A 20,294-nucleotide genomic window follows, 5' to 3' on the forward strand; every position below is an offset into this window, starting at 1 on the left:
GAACTCGCGGGTATAGGTTTTTCGTTCTTGCATGGAACCTCCTGAATGGGCGAATCATATCGCCCTTAAGAGGTGTCCGGGATCATTAGGCCAGTTCATTTCGCGGCCCACCGGCTACCGATACGCTGTATTACCTCGACCAACAGAAAGACCTCGAACGCGCCGAACGCTATGAAAAAATCTGGCGAATTCTCGCAAACTACTCCTACGCCGACCCAAAAGTCCCCGAGATCAACGAAATCCTCCCGTTGCCGCCGGCCAAACTCCCTGCCTGGGACGGCAAGTTGCAATGGTTGGAAGCCCGTCTGGCCAATGTCCCGCCGCCAAAACCCAGCGAAGGGCTGATTGATCAACTAGCTAAAACCAAATTTCTCGAGCCCGCCACCGGCAAACCTACGCCCGACTCAGCGGCGTTCATCAAGGCCAGTTACCCGGCGCCAACCTGCACCAGTGGCCAGCCGTGTCCGCAGACAGGCTACTGGGAAGCGGTGGGCTTCAGCCTGAACGTACGCTCGGGGTACAAAGACGGTGCTATCCGCCGCTTCGAGCAGGACCAGATAATGCCCACGCTTAGCGTGCAAAGGCGCGAACGCCGCTTTTTGCTGCCAGACACTATCACCGTCAACGAGGAGCGCATTGAGTGGCGACTGCTGGGATAGGGCGCGAGAAATATCAGCACCTTCAGCATGCAGTTGGAGTATCGGCATATCGATGGTTTGTAGTGCCTGGGCCATCGCCATCGGGAGCAAGCCCCCTCCCACAGGGGGGATGCGGTGTGCTCAAAATGTAGGAGGGGGCTTGCCCCCGATGAGGCCTTCAAATACACCACAGCTTCATCAGCCCGCCCCCGGCACATTCGGCCAAAGATCGGCCACTAGGAACAACCGTTCCGCTTCCTCCCAATCCTCACCGCTCTGCACCATCCGCACCAGCAACTGCGCCGGCGCCATTGGGTCCAGGTCCGCCAGCCAGCCTTGCATCTGTTCTTCACTCCATACTTCACCCGCCGGGTAATGCGCCGGTGCCAGCCAGGCATGGCGGGGCAGGGGTTGCCAGCGGCCGGCCGGGGTGGTGCTGACAAAGTCCCGCCAGTCGCGTTGATGCAACCAGCGCCCGCGCAAATGCTGCGGGTGAGCGCCAAGGGGGGATTGCGCCGCGCCGGGCCAGGGATAGAGCAGATAACCGCCCAGCCACAAATGCGCATCGAACTGTTGGATATCCAGCGCCGCCAAGGCTTCGCGGCTCTCGGCACGTGCCGAGATCGGCAACTGGTGCTGGGCCAGGTGTGCCAACTTGCGGTCGAGCCGGTCATGGCAGCCAGGGCCAAGCCATTGCGCGGTGTCTTGGCCATCGCCGTCCTGAGGGCCCAGGTAGAGCTTGATCGCCAGTTCCAGGTGGTGCACGCCATCGCGGTCGCGCAGCAGCATGTCCAGCTCGCCCAGGGTATGCCCGGCGCGCCGGATCGGCAGGTTGGCGGCCAGCAATTCCACGCCCGGCGCATGTTGCACCGCGAACTGCCACAGGCGTTCGTAATAGAGGCCCAGGCGCCGCGTGCGTGACAGGTTCAGCCATTGCTGCAGGGCACTGCTGTCGCGGTCCAGATCACGCAGCCAGGCTTCGAGCAAGTGGGGCGCCTGTACCCAGTCACTGCCGGCCAACGGATGGCGCTGCGGCCATGGCGTCTGCGCGAGCATCGGCGGGGCGAGTATCACCCACGCCAGGTCGCGCACCTCGGGGTGGCGCAATTGACGGGGCAGGGCGTGCAAGTCAGGGAACACTGTCATGGTCCGAGCATAGCCTTTTCAGACGTGCGTAAGGTGCCTGAGAACCATTGTCATCAAGGCTCTGCGGCGACAAAGGATTTTGCCTGAGACGGCCTTTCGCCCATAATCGTTCTTTTTGGTCGCACCCCACACCCCGCAGGAGCCCCATGGAGCAATTTCGCAATATCGGCATTATCGGTCGCCTGGGCAGTACCCAGGTGTTGGACACCGTCCGCCGACTGAAGAAGTTTCTGCTCGAGCGCCACCTGCATGTGATCCTCGAAGACACCATCGCTGAAATCCTCCCAGGCCATGGCCTGCAAACCTCGTCGCGCAAGATGCTCGGCGAAGTCTGCGACATGGTCATTGTGGTCGGCGGCGATGGCAGCCTGCTCGGCGCCGCGCGTGCGCTGGCGCGGCATAACGTGCCGGTGCTGGGGATCAACCGCGGCAGCCTGGGGTTTCTGACCGATATCCGCCCCGATGAGTTGGAAGTCGAAGTGGCCAAGGTGCTCGACGGCCATTACCTGGTGGAGAACCGCTTCCTGCTGCAAGCCGAAGTGCGCCGCCACGGCGAGGCCATTGGCCAGGGCGATGCCCTCAACGATGTAGTGCTGCACCCGGGCAAGTCCACGCGGATGATCGAGTTCGAGTTGTACATCGACGGCCAGTTCGTGTGCAGCCAGAAGGCCGACGGCCTGATCGTCGCCACCCCCACCGGCTCGACCGCCTACGCGCTGTCGGCTGGCGGTCCGATCATGCATCCCAAGCTCGATGCCATTGTGATCGTGCCGATGTACCCCCATATGTTGTCCAGCAGACCGATTGTGGTCGATGGCAACAGTGAGTTGAAAATCGTGGTGTCCAAAGACATGCAGATTTACCCGCAAGTCTCCTGCGACGGGCAGAACCATTTCACCTGCGCCCCCGGTGACACCATCACCGTGAGCAAAAAGGCACAGAAGTTGCGCTTGATCCACCCGCTGGATCACAACTACTACGAAGTGTGCCGTACCAAGCTGGGCTGGGGCAGCCGCTTGGGGGGTGGAGGCGACTGATGCTCGATCCCGCGCGTAGTTATGACCTGATTGGTGACGTGCACGGTTGCGCTCATACCCTTGAGCACTTGCTCGACCAATTGGGTTACCACAAGCAGGGCGGCACCTGGCGCCACCCGTCACGCATGGCGGTGTTCCTCGGCGATATCATCGACCGTGGCCCGCGCATCCGCGAGGCGCTGCATATCGTTCACGATATGACCGAGGCCGGCCAGGCGCTGTGCATCATGGGCAATCATGAGTTCAACGCGCTGGGCTGGACCACGCCGGCGCCGCCTGGCAGCGGCAAGCAGTTCGTGCGAGAGCACAACCCACGGCATGCGCGCTTGATCCAAGAGACCCTGACCCAATTCGAACACCACCCGGCCGACTGGCACGACTTCCTCGGCTGGTTCTACGACATGCCGCTGTTTGTCGATGCCGGGCGTTTCCGCGTGGTGCACGCGTGCTGGGACGAGGGCTTTATCCAGCCGCTGCGCGCGACCTTCCCGGATGGCTGTATCGACCAGCACTTCCTGCAGGCCGCCGCCGTGCCGGGCAGTTTTGCCTGCAACGCCTTCGACCGGCTGCTGCGCGGCACCGATATGCGCTTGCCCGACGGCTTGACCCTGACCGGTGGCGATGGCCTGACGCGCTCGTTTTTTCGCACCAAGTTCTGGGAAGACGACCCCAAGACCTACGGCGACATCGTGTTCCAGCCCGACGCCTTGCCAGAGCCGGTGGCGCGCACGCCGTTGTCTTCCAAGCAAAAGAATTCGTTGCTGCGCTACGGCGTCGATGAACCGCTGTTGTTCGTCGGCCACTACTGGCGCAGCGGCAAACCGGCGCCGATCCGCCCGAACCTGGCCTGCCTGGACTACAGCGCGGTGCTGTACGGCAAGCTGGTGGCGTATCGACTGGACCAGGAAACCCAGCTGGATCCACGTAAATTCGTATGGGTCGACGTTGAGCGACCAGAGGCTATTCCATGAGTACCGTAGCTGTATTGCGCTTGCCCCTGAGCGTCGACCTGGGTGGTTTCGTCAAGTTGCTGCAACGCATGCAAGTGCCCCATCGCGTCAGTGAAGAGGCGGGCGAGCAAGTGTTGTGGGTGCCCGAAACCATCAGTGATGACGTGCGCGTGTTGTATCAGCGTTTCCCTGCCGGCGACCCGGACCAGCAGTTGGATATTCCCGAACAGGCACCGGTTGCTCGGCCAAGCTTTGTCCAGCAAGTGCGCCATAGCCCGGTCACCGCGCTGGTGCTGCTGGCCAGCCTTATCGTTGGTGCCGTGACCCTGCTCGGCGAAAACCTGCAAGCCATGGCCTGGCTGACCTTCCTGCCGTTCCGGGTGCTGGGCGAGTACATCCAGTTCACGCCGCTCGCCGACACGCTGGCTTCGGGGCAGTGGTGGCGCCTGGTCACGCCGATGCTGATTCACTTCGGCATCCTGCACCTGGCCATGAACGGCATGTGGTACTGGGAGCTGGGCCGGCGCATTGAAGCCCGCCAGGGCAGTATCAACCTGCTGGGCCTGACCCTGTTGTTCAGCCTGGTCTCCAACTACGCTCAATATGCCTATGGCGGGCCCGGCCTGTTTGGCGGTTTGTCCGGCGTGCTGTATGGCCTGCTCGGGCATTGCTGGATCTTTCAATTATTGTCACCCAACCCCGCCTATCGCCTGCCCCGTGGGGTGCTGGTGATGATGCTGGTGTGGCTGCTGCTTTGCCTGTCGGGGCTGGTCTCGATGATCGGCTTCGGCGAAATCGCCAACGCGGCCCATGTGGGCGGCTTGGTCATCGGTTGCCTGACGGGTTTGCTCGGCGGTTTGTACAACCGTCGCAAAGCGTCTATTTGATAAGGAAGAGCCTTATGTCCTCTTTTGCTGCAATGATCGAAAACATCACCCCGGACATCTACGAGAGCCTCAAGCTCGCCGTGGAAATCGGCAAATGGTCTGACGGCCGCAAGCTCACCGCCGAGCAGCGCGAGTTGTCTTTGCAGGCAGTGATCGCCTGGGAAATCCAGAACCTGCCCGAAGAGCAGCGCACCGGCTACATGGGCCCGCAGGAATGCGCCTCCAAGTCGGCGCCGGTGCCGAACATCCTGTTCAAGTCGGATGCGATCCATTGATTGAAATTGGTCGCGGTGCAGTCAGCAAAATGTCGGCGCAACTCGGTGAGCCGACTGTTCAATACGCTTTTCGCCTGGGCGATGTCGAGGTGCCGGTCAACCCTCTGATCGGCACCCATGTGCGCCTCGAATACCTGGGTGCCATTCATTGCAGCCATTGCGGGCGCAAGACCAAGATCAGCTTCAGCCAGGGCTATTGCTACCCGTGCATGACCAAGCTGGCCCAGTGCGACCTGTGCATCATGAGCCCCGAGCGCTGCCATTACGACGCCGGCACCTGCCGTGATCCCGGCTGGGGCGAAACGTTCTGCATGACCGACCACGTGGTGTACCTGGCCAATTCGTCGGGGATCAAGGTCGGCATCACCCGCGCCACCCAATTGCCCACCCGCTGGCTCGATCAGGGCGCCAGCCAGGCGCTGCCGATCATGCGTGTCGCCACGCGCCAGCAGTCTGGCTTCGTCGAAGACCTGTTCCGCAGCCAGGTGGCCGACAAGACCAACTGGCGCGCCTTGCTCAAGGGCGACGCGGTAGCAGTGGACCTCAAGCAGGTGCGCGATGAGCTGTTTGCTTCCTGTGCCGAAGGCTTGCTGGGTTTGCAGGAACGCTTTGGCCTGCAAGCCATCCAAACCATTGCCGACATCGAGCCGATTGAAATCCGCTACCCGGTCGAGCAGTATCCGACCAAGATCGTCAGCTTCAACCTGGACAAGAACCCGATTGCCGAAGGCACGCTGCTGGGGATCAAGGGCCAATACCTGATCTTCGATACCGGCGTTATCAATATTCGTAAATACACGGCCTACCAGCTCGCCGTGCATCAGTAGAAGGATCCCAAGCATGCGCACCGAACAACCGAAGATGATCTACCTTAAGGACTATCAGGCGCCGGACTACCTGATTGACGAGACGCACCTGACCTTCGAGTTGTTCGAGGACCACAGCCTGGTCCACGCGCAATTGGTGATGCGCCGCAACCCCGAGCGCGGTGCCGGCCTGCCGCCGCTGGTGCTCGATGGCCAGCAACTGGAGCTATTGAGCGTGAACCTGGCTGACCAGGAACTGACGGACGCTGACTACCAGCTGACCGACGGCCACCTGACCGTGCAGCCCAAGAGTGCAACCTTCACCCTCGACACCACCGTCAAGATCCACCCGGAAACCAACACTGCCCTCGAAGGGCTGTACAAATCCGGCAGCATGTTCTGCACCCAGTGCGAAGCCGAAGGCTTTCGCAAGATCACTTACTACCTCGACCGTCCGGACGTGATGAGCGTCTTCACTACCACAGTGATCGCCGAGCAGCACAGCTACCCGGTGTTGCTGTCCAATGGCAACCCAATTGCCAGCGGCCCCGGCGAAGACGGCCGGCATTGGGCGACCTGGGAAGACCCGTTCAAGAAGCCGGCCTACCTGTTCGCGCTGGTGGCCGGTGATTTGTGGTGCGTGGAAGACAGCTTCACCACCATGACCAACCGTGAAGTGGCACTGCGCATCTACGTCGAACCGGAAAACATCGACAAGTGCCAGCACGCCATGACCAGCCTGAAAAAATCCATGCGCTGGGACGAAGAAACCTACGGCCGCGAGTACGATCTCGACATCTTCATGATCGTGGCGGTCAACGACTTCAACATGGGCGCCATGGAGAACAAGGGCCTCAATATCTTCAACTCCAGCGCCGTGCTGGCTCGCGCCGAAACCGCCACCGACGCCGCCCACCAACGGGTCGAGGCCATCGTCGCCCACGAGTACTTCCATAACTGGTCGGGCAACCGCGTGACCTGCCGAGACTGGTTCCAGCTGTCGCTCAAGGAAGGCTTCACCGTGTTCCGTGACTCGGGCTTCTCTGCCGACATGAACTCGGCCACGGTCAAGCGTATCCAGGATGTGGCCTACCTGCGTACCCACCAGTTCGCCGAAGACGCCGGGCCCATGGCCCACGCGGTGCGCCCGGACAGCTTTATCGAGATCTCCAACTTCTACACCCTGACCGTGTACGAAAAAGGCTCGGAAGTAGTCGGCATGCTCCATACCTTGCTCGGCGCCGACGGTTTCCGCAAAGGCAGCGACCTTTACTTCGAGCGCCATGACGGCCAGGCCGTGACCTGCGATGATTTCATCAAGGCCATGGAAGACGCCAATGGCGCCGACCTCAGCCAGTTCAAACGCTGGTACAGCCAGGCCGGTACGCCACGTCTGGCGGTCAGCGAGTCGTATGACGCTGCGGCCAGGACCTACAGCCTGACCTTCCGCCAGAGCTGCCCGGCCACCCCGGATAAGGTCGAGAAACTGCCGTTCGTGATTCCGGTGGCACTCGGCTTGCTGGACGGGCAGGGCGCGGGTATTGCCTTGCGCCTGGCCGGTGAGGCGACGGCTGGCGGCACTTCCCGGGTGATCTCGGTGACTGAAGCCGAGCAGACCTTCACCTTCGTCGACATAGCCGAAAAACCCTTGCCTTCGCTGCTGCGTGGCTTCTCGGCGCCGGTGAAACTGAGCTTCCCTTACGACCGTGACCAGCTGATGTTCCTGATGCAGCACGACAGTGACGGCTTCAACCGCTGGGATGCCGGTCAGCAACTGTCGGTGCAGGTGCTGCAGGAACTGATCGGCCAGCATCAGGCGGGGCAGCCGCTGAAGCTGGATCAGCGCCTTATCGACGCGCTGCGCACTGTCTTGAGCGATGAAAGCCTGGACCAGGCCATGGTCGCGGAAATGCTCTCGCTGCCGAGCGAAGCCTACCTGGCAGAAATCAGCGACGTGGCGGATGTGGATGCCATTCACGCCGCCCGTGAGTATGCCCGCAAGCAATTGGCCGACAACCTGTTCGAAGGATTGTGGCTGCGTTACCAGGCCAACCGCGACCTGTCCAAGCAGACGCCGTACGTGGCGGAGGCCGAGCACTTTGCCCGTCGCGCCCTGCAAAACATCGCGTTGTCGTACCTGATGCTCAGCGGCAAGCCGCAAGTACTCGCGGCCACCCTGGATCAGTTCGATACTGCCGACAACATGACCGAGCGCCTGACCGCCCTGGCGGTACTGGTGAACTCGCCGTTCGAGGCGGAAAAAGCCCAGGCCCTTGCGGTGTTTGCCGAGAACTTCAAGGACAACCCGTTGGTGATGGACCAGTGGTTCAGCGTCCAGGCCGGCAGCACCTTGCCGGGCGGGCTGGCACGGGTCAAGGCACTGATGGAGCACCCGGCATTCACCATCAAGAACCCGAACAAGGTGCGTGCGCTGATCGGTGCATTTGCCGGGCAGAACCTGATCAACTTCCATGCGGCGGACGGCTCGGGTTATCGCTTCCTGGCGGACCTGGTGATACAGCTCAATACCCTGAACCCTCAGATCGCCTCGCGCCAACTGGCGCCGCTGACGCGCTGGCGCAAATACGACAGCGCGCGGCAGGCGCTGATGAAAGCGGAACTGGAGCGCATTCTTGCCTCCGGCGAGCTGTCCAGTGATGTGTTCGAGGTGGTCAGCAAGAGCCTGGCGTAATTTGGGGGCAGGGTGGCTGCCGGCGGTTATTGAGCGGGTGATCTTCAATCCAAGGGGGCTTGGTTCCGCTGGGGCCTTACAGCCGACCGTTATCTAACCAGCGCCCTGATCCAATGTGGGAGGGGGCTTGCCCCGATGGCGGCCTGACAGCCGACCAGAATGTTGGATCAGACCAAGTACATATCCATTGTTTAGATAACGGCCACTATTGGTTCCGCTCTTACAGCGGGTCACTTTTGGAAGAGCGCCAAAAGTAACCAAAAACGCTTCGCCCCACCAATCGGCACCTCGCTCAGGCTCGGTGTGCCCGTAATCCGACATGGATTTGGGGGGCCGCCGCCACGCGCCATCCATGGCGCGGGGCGGCTAAACCGGCATCCCTGCCGGTTTACCCCCCAAATCCCTGTCGAATNGGATTTGGGGGGCCGCCGCCACGCGCCATCCATGGCGCGGGGCGGCTAAACCGGCATCCCTGCCGGTTTACCCCCCAAATCCCTGTCGAATTCCGGCCTGCGTGGTTTAACGGGGCGCCTGAGATCAAAAGCAGATCAAGATCAAGATCAAGAGCGGCTCGCTGCGCATCGTGGTTACCGTCGGCTGCTACGAAGTTGTTTAGATATCTATGCTCATCGGGGGCAAGCCCTTTCCCACATTCATGGCATTTCTGACGGAGTTAGAGGTCTTGAAAGCGGCCGGCTCGAAGGTCGCTATCGAGCCCGTAGTACTGACATTTGCTGACAGGAACCTCTGCTAAGCTGCCGCACCTCTATCCCTGATTCTGGTGGCATCAACGTGTCGCGCACCACTCGCCTATTAACGTTGCTTCAGGCCCTGCGGGGCAGAAAACGCCCGGTCACCGCCGCCGTTCTCGCGGCGCAACTGGAAGTATCGGAACGCACGCTGTACCGCGATATCGCTGAATTGACCGCCTTGGGCGCGCCGATTTTTGGCGAAGCCGGGGTCGGCTACGTATTGCGCAGCGGCCTGTTTCTGCCGCCCCTGATGCTCAACGCCGAAGAGACCGAGGCGGTCGTGCTGGGCTTGCGTTATGTAGACCAGCGCGGCGATGACGTATTGAGCCGCGCCGCCGCCAACGCCCTGGCGAAGATCGCCGATGTACTGGACCCTGCGGCTCAAGAGGCGTTGCGTAACCCGACGCTGCTCCCTGGACCTCCCGGCTTCGGCTATCCGGAAAACCGCGTCCCGCTTAACGTGTTTCGCGATGCTATTCGCCATCAGGCCAAGCTGCATATCAGCTACGCCGACGCCAGCCAAATCCAGAGCCAACGCCTTATCTGGCCGCTGGCTCTGGGCTTTCTCAATGAGGCGCGGGTGATCGTGGCGTGGTGCGAGTTGCGCGGTGCCTATCGCACCTTTCGCACCGACCGCGTGGCCAGCGCCGATGCCCAGGGTGAGCGTTACCCCGGGAGGCGCAGCGACCTGTTGCGAGGCTGGCGCAAGCTGATGGAGCAGCAAGAGTCCGCGCCGTTTACTCCTGACAAAAACTGACACACCCGTGGCTTAGCATGGCGTCACAAATCATCCAGGCAAGGAGTTGTGCCATGTCTTTTCCCGAGTTGGCCCCGGCCATCGTGGCTTATATTGCAGCAACCAATACCGGCGACATCACCGCGATCCCCCAGTGTTTCGCTGACGATGCCAATGTATTCGATGAAGGCGAACATCAGGTGGGTACGGCCGCCATTGCACGCTGGATGGAAGATACCGGCCGCCGCTACCAGCCACGGGTCGAGGTGCTCAGCGTGCAGCAACGCACCGGCAAAGTGCTGGTCAGCAATATCGTCTCCGGTAATTTCCCCGGCAGTCCGCTGGAGCTGCGCTACACCTTTCGGCTGAACGAACAGGGCAAGATTTCACGGCTGGATATCTGCGCGTAAGTCATACTGGCACGCATGACTTTCGACTCGCCGCTCGCCGCTTACCAACATGCCATCGCCCAGCAAGGTTTCGTCCCTGACGATGCCCAGCAGCAGGCGGTGCACGCCCTGCAAGCCTGTCACGAGGTCTTGCACCAAGGCCGTTCGCCGATTGCCGGGGTTTACCTATGGGGGCCGGTAGGCCGCGGCAAGACCTGGCTGATGGACCATTTCTACCAAAGCCTGCGTATTCCCGCACGACGCCAGCATTTTCATCACTTCATGGGGTGGGTGCACCAACGTTTGTTCCAGCTCACGGGAACCCAGGATCCGTTGCGGGCGTTGGCCCGGGAGTTGAGTCGGGAGGTGCGGGTGCTGTGCTTCGATGAGCTGTTTGTGAATGACATTGGTGACGCGATCATCCTCGGTCGCCTGTTCCAGGTGATGTTCGAGCAGGGCGTGGTGATGGTGTGCACCTCTAACCAGCCGCCCGATCAGCTATACGCCGATGGCTTCAATCGCGAGCGTTTCCTGCCGGGCATCGCTGCAGTCCAGGAGCACATGCAGGTGGTGGCAGTGGACGGAGGCGAGGACCATCGCTTGCATCCCGGTGCGGGCATGCAGCGATACTGGGTGAACCAACCGGCTGCACTGGCTGCGGTGTTCAAGCAATTAAGCCTGGGGCAGCGTGTGATCAGCGGGGCAGTGAGTGTAGGTCACCGTTCTATCGTGGCGGTACAGGCCAGTGACAGGGTGCTCTGGTGTCGTTATGCCGAGCTGTGCGAGCAACCCCTGGCCGCCATGGACTTTATGCTGCTGTGTGATCGCTACCAGGCCATCCTGTTGGGTGACGTCCCCAACCTCAGCGCACAGAGGCGTGCCGGGCGGATTGCCCGTGGCACCGAGGACGGCGTCGAACGTGTAGTGGCGGGGGATCGCGAATTGCCGCAGCTGTCGGTACACGATGACAGCGTGCGACGCTTTATCGCGTTGGTGGACGAATGCTACGACCGCAAGGTGCCGCTCTTTATCGACGCCGCGGTGCCATTGGAGGGCCTTTACACCGAAGGCTACCTGGAGTTTCCTTTCCGTCGCACCCTGAGCCGTTTGCAGGCGATGCAGTTGCAACGCTTCGCCGTCTAGGAAAAATCGCCGTTTCAGGGATGTTTGCAGGTTTTGACGCGTTCAAGCTTCGCGATTTCTGTCGGGCATTTGTAGTTAATCTCCTTCATCTGTTGCCGACTCCGCGCTTACAATCGCAGCTCTCAAAGGGAAACGAATCCCTGGTTGTCGTTATCGAGGAAGGAAATGGACACCCCAGACATCCTGGTGCTGCAAGCCAGCTACACCAACGCCGTGCATGCCGATGCCATTGGCCTGTTGCTCAATCATTATGCTGAAGATTCGATGGGCGGCGGCCACACCTTGCCGGCCGATCTCTTGCAGCAGCTGCCTGCCGAGTTGGCCAAGCGCCCACACGCGTTCAGCGTCCTGGCGTTTATCGGTGGCGAACCGGCGGGGTTGGTCAACTGTTTTGAAGGTTTCTCAACCTTTGCCTGCCGCCCGCTGGTCAACGTCCACGACGTGGTGGTGATGGATAGGTTTCGTGGCTTGGGGTTGAGTCAGAAAATGCTGCAGAAGGTCGAGGAAATCGCTCGGCAGCGCGGCTGCTGCAAGATCACCCTGGAAGTGCTCGAAGGCAATGAACTGGCCCAGTCGGCCTACCGAAAGTTCGGTTTCGATGATTCAGTATTTGATCCGAGTCATGGACGTATGTTGTTCTGGAGCAAGTCGCTTTAATAAATACCAAGTGAAAAAAAGGGCGCCGTTAAGTGGCGCCCAATATACCTTCGCCAACGGAGCGGAATGGCGCAGGGTGTTGCAGATTAAATCAACATTAAATCAACTGTTCGGTTGTTCCTCATTGACGGTGTCGACCTTCAAGGTCTTACCGTCTGCGGAGGCCATTCGCTGTTCAGCTGCGCCATGGGTTTGTTGCTGAATGAAGCTGAAGTTCTGGTAGAACTCCTTAGAACGCTCTGAACCGCCCTCTGCAAAGGCGGCGGCGGAGGTCAGTGTCATCAGGCTGGCAAACATCAAGGTCGAGAGTTTCATCGCAGTATTCCCATTAAGAGTGATAGGTGTCTGGCCGTTCCTTGATCAGAAGCATGGGGCGACTATGGACGTATCGTATTAAGTGGGAGTTAACGCAAAGTGCCTGCGAAGTTAACAGTTTGTTAACTTCGCAGGCACGGGGCAGGGCAGGGGTTCAAAGACGCAAGGGGATGAAGAACTTCAGGCCTGGACGAGAATGATTGTATCGTTCTGTCGCCGAGCCCAGGTTTACTTCAGCACCACTTCACTGCTATCGGCCTTCTTTGGCTTGATCAGGCTGAAGTCGATCAGCGCCTTCTGCTTGGTTTCGTAAGGGTTGCCGATCAGCAAGGGACGTGGCTTGAAGCTGTCGCTGACCAGGCTCTTGCTGTGGTCCAGCTCGTCAAAACTCAAGCCGGCCATGTCGGCCCAGGTGTGAATCAGCTGCGAGCTGCTGTACGGCCGCTGCAGGTCGCCGGCGAAGCTCCAGTCGTGGCTTTCGCGCCACTTCGGTGAGGCGTAGGCCATGAACGGGATGGTGTACATCGGCGCGGTCGGCTTGCCTTCGTTGCGGCCCAGGGTGTCGTGGCCGACGGAGTCGAACACGTCTTCGCCGTGGTCCGAGAGGTACAGCAGGAAGCCGTTGGGGTCGGTCTTGGCGTAGTCCTTGATCAGGCTGGAGACCACGAAGTCGTTGTACAGCACGGCGTTGTCATAGCTGTTGTACGTCGGCAACTGCGCATCGCTGACACCGGCGGGCACGCCCTGGCGGTCGGTGAACTTGTCGAAGCTCGGCGGGTAGCGGTACTGATAGCTCATGTGAGTGCCCAGCAGGTGTACCACGATGAACTTGCGCTCAGCGGTATCGGCCAGGGCCTTGGAGAACGGCGCCAGCACATCGCCGTCGTACTGACGGGCGTTCTGGTTGCGGTTGTTATTCAAGTACACCTGCTCGTCGGCCTGTTCGGAAAAGGTCGTGAGCATGGTGTTGCGCTTGGTCATGGTCTGCTGGTTGGTGATCCAGAAGGTCTTGTAGCCGGCCTGCTTCATTACGCTGACAATCGACGGCGTCTTGAGGTACAGGTCCGGGTTTTCTTCGTCGGCAAAGGTCAGCACCTGTTGCAGTGCCTCAATAGTGTAGGGGCGCGGGGTGATGACGTTATCGAACACGGCCAGTTGGTCGCGCAGCTTGTCCAGCTCCGGCGTGGTATTGCGCGGGTAACCGTAGAGGCTCATACGCTGGCGGTTGGTGGACTCGCCGATCACCAGCACCAGGGTGGACGGCTGGCCGGCCATGCTGTCCTTGAGGTTCTTCAATGGCGGGATCTGGCTGGCACTGGTCAGCATGCCTTGCATATTGTCCAGCTGTTCGGTGTAGCGACGGTAGGCGACGATCATCTGCCAAGGCACAGCCGGTTCGATACGGGTCTCGAAACGGTCGATGGCCAATTCCATGGTTTCGCTGGTAGCGATCTGCTTGACCAGCGGGTAGCCCACAACGGCCAGGACGATGGCTACCGCTGCCACGATCGACTGGCCGCGCGGCAGGTACACAGGGCGCAGGCGTGTCCAGAGGAAGACGGCAAAGGCGGTGTGGGCAATAAATGCCAGCACGATCCACCAGGCAAAATATTGGGTCGCGTATTCGCCGGCTTCAGAGATGTTCGATTCGAACATGATGAAGATGACGCTCTGGGAAAATTCCTGCTGGTAAATGAAGAAATAACCCAGGCTCGCCATTGAGCAGGCCCACAGCACCACGCCGATCAGCGCGGCAAGCAGGCGCGTACGACGCGGGAACAACAACATCGGCGCCAGCCATAGCGCACTCATGAAGAAGGCTTGGCGAAAACCACTGAAGCCGGAGGTGCCGGTCAGTTGGATTAGCAGTTGAGTAATACCCGAGAAATACCAGAAAAACAGAAATAACCAGCCAAGGCCGGCCCAATCAAAGCCTTTCGCAGTCGTCGTGCTGCGTTTGAACATCGCCATCCAGCGCCCCATCAGAGAATGATTGTCGCGCACAGGCGCGCGACATCGGGCCGCTCAGGAAGTGAGCGGCATCGCGGGCGGGAGTATCGGGACAGGCGTGTGAAAACTTTGTGAGTTTTCTGTAAGTATTGCCTTACAAACTAACCAGAGGCGTTCAGCAGAGCGCAGGCTTGGCGTCAGACGGCAATTCGAGCTGGCTTTGAAGGTACGAGCGCAGTCGCAGGACTTCCTGCTGCAACTGATCGCGCTCATCTTTCAACTGACGCAATTCATCGCGACGGATGCTGACGTAGAGGGTCTGTGGCGGGCGGGTCATCTGTGCTGTGCTCATTGCTTACCTCGCAAATAGCCGGTAGATCGCGGTGCCGGAACAGGTTTCCAGCAACAGTCGGGAGCAAGTTTGAATTCTTTTGCGAGACAAGGGAACTTTTTTATTTTTCGCGGTCGTGTGACTTTTCCGAGGGTGATGGTGAAACGATGGCAGTTTTTTTGTCATGAAACTACACGGATCCGCTCTGGACTAACCCTCATTAGCCTCATTGCGCTATAAACTATGTCACACATTTTTTAGCAGTTAGGAGCATCAGCACATGCAACTGGGGATTATCGGACTAGGCCGCATGGGCGGTAACATTGCGCGGCGCCTGATGCTCAATGGGCATACCACCGTTGTATACGACCGTAACGAAGCCTTTGTCAAAGGCCTGAGCGAGGAGGGCGCTACCGGCGTCGCCGACTTGAAAGCCCTGGTGGCCGGCCTGCAAAAGCCCCGTGCCGTGTGGGTAATGTTGCCGGCGGGCGCGCCCACTGAAGACACCATCAACGCGCTGAGCGAGTTGCTTGAAAACGGTGATGTGATCATCGACGGCGGCAACACCAACTACAAGGACGACGTGCGTCGCGGCAAGGCCCTGGCGGAAAAGGGCCTGCACTATGTCGATGTCGGCACTTCGGGCGGCGTCTGGGGCCTGGAGCGCGGCTACTGCATGATGATCGGTGGCGACGTCGAGACCGTGCAGCGCCTTGACCCGATCTTCAAGAGCCTGGCGCCGGGCATGGGCAACATCCCGCGCACCAAGGACCGTTCGCCGTCTGCCGACCCGCGTGCCGAGCACGGTTATATCCATGCCGGCCCAGCGGGCTCCGGTCACTTCGTCAAGATGATCCATAACGGCATCGAGTACGGAATGATGCAGGCGTTTGCCGAAGGTTTTGACATCCTCAAGACCAAGAACTCGGAAAACCTGCCGGAAGACCAGCGTTTCGACCTCAACGTTGCCGATATCGCCGAAGTCTGGCGCCGTGGCAGCGTGGTGTCGTCCTGGCTGCTGGACCTGACCGCCGACGCCCTGGCCACCGATCCGAAGCTCGATGGCTACTCAGGTTCCGTGGCCGATAGCGGTGAAGGTCGCTGGACCATCGAAGCGGCCATGGAACAAGCGGTGCCGGTACCGGTGCTGTCGACGTCGTTGTTTGCGCGTTTCCGTTCCCGCCAGCAGAGCACCTACGGTGACAAAATGCTGTCTGCCATGCGCTTCGGCTTTGGTGGCCATGTGGAGACTTCAAAAAAATGACCGCCAACGGCAAGAAACCCAAGGCCGAACCCGCACCCCCCACCACCCTGTTTCTGTTTGGCGCCCATGGCGACCTGGTCAAGCGCCTGCTCATGCCGGCGCTGTATAACCTGAGCCGTGACGGGCTGCTGGGCGATGGCCTGCGCATTGTCGGCGTTGATCACAACGCCATCAGCGATGCCGACTTCGCCAAGAAGCTTGAGGACTTCATTCGCACCGAGGCCGCCAGTAAGGTGCGCGGCAATGCCGAAAATGCCCTCGACCCGGCAATGTGGGCAAAATTGGCCAAGGGCATCAGCTACGTCGAGGGCGACTTTCTCGACGACAGCACCTACGCGGATATCGCGCAGAAGATCGCCGACAGCGGCACCGCCAACGCGGTGTTCTACTTGGCTACCGCTCCGCGCTTCTTCAGTGAAGTGGTGCAGCGCCTGGGCAGCGCCGGCTTGCTGAACGAAACGGATGAGGGCTTTCGCCGCGTGGTCATCGAAAAGCCGTTCGGATCCGACCTGGCCACTGCCGAGGCGCTGAATGCGTGCCTGCTCAAAGTGATGAGCGAGAAGCAGATCTACCGCATCGACCATTACCTGGGCAAGGAAACGGTGCAGAACATCTTGATCAGCCGTTTCTCCAACGTGCTGTTCGAAGCGTTCTGGAACAACCACTACATCGACCACGTGCAAATCACCGCCGCGGAAACGGTCGGTGTGGAAACCCGGGGCAATTTCTTCGAGAAAACCGGCACCCTGCGCGACATGGTGCCCAATCACCTGTTCCAGTTGCTGGCGATGGTCGCCATGGAGCCGCCTGCCGCCTTTGGCGCCGATGCGGTGCGTGGCGAGAAGGCCAAGGTGGTCGGTGCGATCCGCCCCTGGTCTTTGGAGGATGCCCGAGCCAACTCGGTTCGCGGCCAGTACACCGCCGGCGAAATCGCCGGCAAGGCGCTGCCAGGCTATCGCGAGGAAGCCAACGTTGCGCCTGACAGCAGCACCGAGACCTTTGTCGCCCTCAAGGTGATGATCGACAACTGGCGCTGGGTTGGCGTGCCGTTCTACCTGCGTACCGGCAAACGCATGAGCATTCGCGATACCGAGATCGTGATCTGCTTCAAGCACGCGCCCTATGCGCAGTTCCGCGACACCGAAGTCGATGAGCTCAAGCCCACCTATCTGAAGATCCAGATCCAGCCAAACGAAGGCATGTGGTTCGACCTACTGGCCAAGAAACCTGGGCCGACCCTGGAGATGGCTAATATCGAGCTGGGTTTTGACTACAAGGATTTCTTCGAGATGCAGCCGTCGACGGGGTACGAAACCCTGATCTACGACTGCATGACCGGCGACCAGACCTTGTTCCAGCGTGCCGACAATATCGAGAACGGTTGGCGTGCCGTGCAGCCGTTCCTCGATGCGTGGAAGGAAGATGACGGCATCCAGACGTACAAGGCCGGTGAAGATGGCCCCGCGGCGGCAGACGCGCTGCTGGCCCGTGATGGCCGCACCTGGCATAGCCTCGGATGAGTGACGCGACGATTCATCCCATCCGATTTGTTCTCAGCGATGTGGACGGGACCTTATTGCATCCCGACCACAGCCTCAGCCAGCGTACCGCCGACGCGATTCGTGCGATGCGTGAAGCTGGAGTGCTATTCAGCCTGGCCAGCGGGCGTCCGCCAAAGGCCATGCTGCATCTGATCGAGACGTTTGGCATCGATGTGCCGGTGGCCGGTTTCAATGGCGGTACGCTGGTCAACCCGGATGGCAGCATCCTGGTTGCGCACCATCTGCCGGCAGAGGCGGCGCTGGTCACCCTGGCGCTGTTTTCAGCCGAGCCGGACGTGGAGGTCTGGGTGTTTGCCGACGGCGACTGGCTGCGCCGTGACCCGCCTGGGCCGATGGTGCAGCGCGAAGCCGATGGCTTAGGGTACGGGCCAGTGGTGGTGGAGAGTTTCGAGCCCTACCTGGATCGTGTCGACAAGATCGTCGCCGCCAGTAACAACACGCAGTTGCTGGTGGAGCTGGAGGCGCAATTGCAGCCGAAGGTGCAAGGGTTGGCTCAGGTGTCACGTTCGCAACCGGTGTACCTGGACGTGACGGCGATGCTGGCCAACAAGGGCGAAGCATTGAAAACCCTGGCCGAGCATCTTGGGGTGCCGCTTGAACAGACCGCAGCCATCGGCGACGGCGGTAATGACCCGGCCATGTTTAAAGTGGCCGGATTATCCATCGCCATGGGCCAGGCCGAAGAAACCGTCAAGCGCCAGGCCAATGTGGTCACCGGCAGTAATATCGAAGACGGCGCTGCCGAGGCATTCGAACGGTTTATTCTCGCGGCACGTTAAACCTGAAGTCTCGCTGCACAACTTCCAGCTTGTGTTTCCCAAGGGCTGGAAGTTGTTGTAGTGAATTACTTCGGCATTGCCCAGTGTTGCAACTGGTAGCCATCTTTATCGAGCTCGGCGCGAGCCTGCAACAACAGGTTTTCCAATTGCGCTGGATCGGTATAAGTCTTCGATGACAGCTGTTTGCTGCCGATACGGGTATTGGTACGGTCGACGACGCTCAGGCTGAGGGCGCCATTGCCATCGTGCCAGGCCACGCACTGGAAGGGTTGGAAGGCACGGTCTGCAATCAAAAGAGCTTCGTTGATGCGCAGCGGAGCGTTCATTTGGGTCTTCTCTCTGTATGCCCATTCAAGTGAGTACCGGCGGTTGGGCTGACCGTGCGGTGGGTTACTTGTACTGATGCACGATGATGGGGTGCGGGTCACATGCTAGAGCAAGAAATTTTAACTTTCCCTGATTAACATCATCTAAATGCCTGTTTTGAAAGCTGAATGAAAGTTTCCGCCGCCGGCAACTTGTGAGCACCACATGGTTTTTTGCCCGCACTTATAGCGAAATGGTACAAGGCAGGCGTCAATATCTTGCTAGGGTTACCGCCAGGCGCCACAAACCATTGTTTCTAAATAACTTTAATAATTCTGGCGCCAAGGAATCGACATGCTTGTGACACCCGTCCAACGTCGCTTGCTGGTGGTCGACCCCTGTGATGATTGCCACGACCTATTACCCGGACTGCGCACGGCCGGTTGGGAAGTGGACAGTTGTGCCTTGCAGGCGGTAGGTGAGCGCTCCTGCGATGTGGGGCTGCTGCGCTTGCAGCCCAGCCATCTGGAGCGCCCCGAAGCGGTCAAGGAATTGATTGGCCGCAGCGGCACCGAGTGGATTGCTGTGCTCAGCCAGGATGTATTACGCCTGCAGAACGTCGGTGATTTTGTCTGCGAATGGTTCTTTGACTTCCACACGTTGCCGTTCGATGTGTCCCGGGTCCAGGTGACCATCGGCCGTGCGTTCGGCATGGCGCGCCTGCGTGGCAAGGGTTACGCGCCTGTAGATGAGCCCCACGAGCTGTTGGGCGACAGCCGCCCCATTCGTGAACTGCGCAAATTGTTGGCCAAGTTGGCCCCCACTGAATCCCCTGTGTTGATCCGCGGCGACAGCGGCACCGGTAAAGAGCTGGTGGCCAAGACCTTGCACCGGCAATCCCAACGGCACGCTAAACCGTTCGTGGCGATCAATTGCGGTGCTATCCCTGAACACCTGATCCAATCCGAACTGTTCGGCCACGAAAAAGGCGCGTTCACCGGCGCTCATCAGCGCAAGGTGGGGCGCATTGAGGCCGCCAACGGTGGCACGCTGTTCCTGGATGAAATCGGTGACCTACCGCTGGAGCTGCAAGCCAACCTTTTGCGTTTCCTGCAGGAAAAACACATCGAGCGCGTCGGCGGCAGTCAGCCGATCCCGGTGGATGTGCGGGTGCTTGCCGCGACCCATGTCGACCTCGAAGCTGCGGTGGAGAAGGGCACCTTTCGCGAAGACTTGTATTACCGCCTGAATGTCCTGCAAGTGGTCACCGCGCCTTTGCGCGAGCGCCATGGCGACGTGGCGATGCTGGCCAACCACTTTTCGCGTTTCTATAGCCGGGAAACCGGCCGGCGCCCGCGCAGTTTCAGCGAGGACGCGCTGGTGGCGATGGGGCAACACCCTTGGCCGGGCAATGTGCGGGAACTGGCCAACCGCGTGCGTCGCGGCCTGGTGTTGGCCGAAGGGCGCCAGATCGAAGCCGTTGATCTGGGGTTGCAAGGTCAGCCGGCCCTTTCGGCGCCGATGGCGACATTGGAAGATTACAAGCACCGCGCCGAACGCCAGGCGCTGTGCGATGTGCTCAACCGGCACAGCGACAACTTCAGTGTTGCCGCGCGTGTGCTGGGGATTTCCCGGCCGACGTTCTACCGGTTGCTGCATAAACACCAGATTCGCTGATG

The 20,294-nt window shown here is 60.2% G+C and carries 19 protein-coding genes and 1 pseudogene; 15 read left to right on the forward strand and 5 right to left on the reverse strand.

All coding sequences use genetic code 11. The features are described from left to right. Nucleotides 1-104: 104 nt before the first annotated feature. Nucleotides 105-659 (forward strand): annotated as a pseudogene (locus ASD70_RS04930) (DUF6396 domain-containing protein); the annotation flags it as partial. A gap of 177 nt (nt 660-836) precedes the next feature. Here the strand turns inward: ASD70_RS04930 and ASD70_RS04935 are convergent. Then, nucleotides 837-1,784, reverse strand: a complete 948-nt coding sequence (locus ASD70_RS04935; protein WP_056845810.1) for a DUF1853 family protein — start codon at nt 1,782-1,784, stop codon at nt 837-839. Nucleotides 1,785-1,930: 146 nt separating this feature from the next. On the opposite strand from ASD70_RS04935, the gene ASD70_RS04940 reads away from it, so the two are divergent. The 10 genes from ASD70_RS04940 (at nt 1,931) to ASD70_RS04985 (ending at nt 12,108) form a co-directional block, all read left to right on the forward strand. Continuing rightward, complete coding sequence (locus ASD70_RS04940; protein WP_003217892.1) at nt 1,931-2,821, forward strand: NAD(+) kinase; 891 nt, start codon at nt 1,931-1,933, stop codon at nt 2,819-2,821. Beyond that, nucleotides 2,818-3,792: a metallophosphoesterase gene (locus tag ASD70_RS04945; protein WP_162252748.1), complete on the forward strand. Its 975-nt coding sequence runs from the start codon at nt 2,818-2,820 to the stop codon at nt 3,790-3,792. Before ASD70_RS04940 ends, ASD70_RS04945 begins: the two co-directional genes overlap by 4 nt. Then, the gene (locus tag ASD70_RS04950; RefSeq protein ID WP_046072345.1) at nt 3,789-4,658 is read left to right on the forward strand and encodes a rhomboid family intramembrane serine protease; all 870 of its coding nucleotides are present in this window, start codon (nt 3,789-3,791) and stop codon (nt 4,656-4,658) included. The genes ASD70_RS04945 and ASD70_RS04950 overlap by 4 nt, the downstream gene beginning before the upstream one ends. 14 nt (nt 4,659-4,672) lie before the next feature. Continuing rightward, complete coding sequence (locus tag ASD70_RS04955; RefSeq protein WP_043051201.1) at nt 4,673-4,933, forward strand: YeaC family protein; 261 nt, start codon at nt 4,673-4,675, stop codon at nt 4,931-4,933. After that, the gene (locus tag ASD70_RS04960; protein ID WP_056845811.1) at nt 4,930-5,760 is read left to right on the forward strand and encodes a DUF2797 domain-containing protein; all 831 of its coding nucleotides are present in this window, start codon (nt 4,930-4,932) and stop codon (nt 5,758-5,760) included. The genes ASD70_RS04955 and ASD70_RS04960 overlap by 4 nt, the downstream gene beginning before the upstream one ends. A gap of 13 nt (nt 5,761-5,773) precedes the next feature. Further along, nucleotides 5,774-8,431 carry an aminopeptidase N gene (pepN, locus tag ASD70_RS04965; protein WP_056845812.1) on the forward strand — a complete coding sequence of 886 codons (2,658 nt, stop codon included), beginning with the start codon at nt 5,774-5,776 and terminating at the stop codon, nt 8,429-8,431. Nucleotides 8,432-9,223: 792 nt separating this feature from the next. Beyond that, a complete protein-coding gene (locus tag ASD70_RS04970; RefSeq protein ID WP_056845813.1) occupies nt 9,224-9,940 on the forward strand; it encodes a helix-turn-helix transcriptional regulator in 717 nt (238 codons plus the stop codon). Nucleotides 9,941-9,993: 53 nt separating this feature from the next. Next, a complete protein-coding gene (locus tag ASD70_RS04975) occupies nt 9,994-10,329 on the forward strand; it encodes a nuclear transport factor 2 family protein (protein ID WP_043051616.1) in 336 nt (111 codons plus the stop codon). A 15-nt stretch (nt 10,330-10,344) separates the two neighbouring features. After that, complete coding sequence (zapE, locus tag ASD70_RS04980; protein WP_056845814.1) at nt 10,345-11,451, forward strand: cell division protein ZapE; 1,107 nt, start codon at nt 10,345-10,347, stop codon at nt 11,449-11,451. A 165-nt stretch (nt 11,452-11,616) separates the two neighbouring features. Then, nucleotides 11,617-12,108, forward strand: a complete 492-nt coding sequence (locus ASD70_RS04985; RefSeq protein WP_046072350.1) for a GNAT family N-acetyltransferase — start codon at nt 11,617-11,619, stop codon at nt 12,106-12,108. Nucleotides 12,109-12,210: 102 nt separating this feature from the next. Here ASD70_RS04985 and ASD70_RS04990 read toward each other — a convergent pair whose 3' ends face one another. From ASD70_RS04990 to ASD70_RS28860, 3 genes are all read right to left on the reverse strand, one after another. Next, nucleotides 12,211-12,423, reverse strand: a complete 213-nt coding sequence (locus ASD70_RS04990; RefSeq protein ID WP_046072351.1) for a hypothetical protein — start codon at nt 12,421-12,423, stop codon at nt 12,211-12,213. Nucleotides 12,424-12,651: 228 nt separating this feature from the next. After that, complete coding sequence (locus ASD70_RS04995; protein WP_046072352.1) at nt 12,652-14,394, reverse strand: phosphoethanolamine transferase CptA; 1,743 nt, start codon at nt 14,392-14,394, stop codon at nt 12,652-12,654. Between the two features lie 154 nt (nt 14,395-14,548). Continuing rightward, complete coding sequence (locus ASD70_RS28860; RefSeq protein ID WP_156382907.1) at nt 14,549-14,725, reverse strand: DUF6026 family protein; 177 nt, start codon at nt 14,723-14,725, stop codon at nt 14,549-14,551. Nucleotides 14,726-14,984: 259 nt separating this feature from the next. On the opposite strand from ASD70_RS28860, the gene gnd reads away from it, so the two are divergent. The 3 genes from gnd to ASD70_RS05010 are packed head-to-tail and all read left to right on the forward strand — an operon-like array spanning nt 14,985 to nt 18,309. Beyond that, nucleotides 14,985-15,968 (forward strand): phosphogluconate dehydrogenase (NAD(+)-dependent, decarboxylating), encoded by a 984-nt coding sequence (gene gnd / locus ASD70_RS05000; RefSeq protein ID WP_046072353.1) that lies wholly within the window; start codon nt 14,985-14,987, stop codon nt 15,966-15,968. Beyond that, nucleotides 15,965-17,488, forward strand: a complete 1,524-nt coding sequence (gene zwf / locus ASD70_RS05005) for a glucose-6-phosphate dehydrogenase (RefSeq protein ID WP_056845815.1) — start codon at nt 15,965-15,967, stop codon at nt 17,486-17,488. Before gnd ends, zwf begins: the two co-directional genes overlap by 4 nt. After that, nucleotides 17,485-18,309, forward strand: coding sequence for a Cof-type HAD-IIB family hydrolase (locus ASD70_RS05010; protein ID WP_056845816.1), 825 nt, complete (start codon nt 17,485-17,487; stop codon nt 18,307-18,309). Before zwf ends, ASD70_RS05010 begins: the two co-directional genes overlap by 4 nt. A 65-nt stretch (nt 18,310-18,374) precedes the next feature. On the opposite strand, the gene ASD70_RS05015 is transcribed toward ASD70_RS05010, so the two are convergent. Continuing rightward, complete coding sequence (locus tag ASD70_RS05015) at nt 18,375-18,635, reverse strand: hypothetical protein (RefSeq protein WP_056845817.1); 261 nt, start codon at nt 18,633-18,635, stop codon at nt 18,375-18,377. A gap of 334 nt (nt 18,636-18,969) precedes the next feature. Between ASD70_RS05015 and ASD70_RS05020 the strand changes: the two genes are divergently transcribed. Continuing rightward, nucleotides 18,970-20,292: a sigma-54 dependent transcriptional regulator gene (locus tag ASD70_RS05020; protein WP_046072356.1), complete on the forward strand. Its 1,323-nt coding sequence runs from the start codon at nt 18,970-18,972 to the stop codon at nt 20,290-20,292. Nucleotides 20,293-20,294: the final 2 nt, after the last annotated feature.

The organism is Pseudomonas sp. Root569, assembly GCF_001427465.1.
Lineage (GTDB): Bacteria > Pseudomonadota > Gammaproteobacteria > Pseudomonadales > Pseudomonadaceae > Aquipseudomonas > Aquipseudomonas synxantha.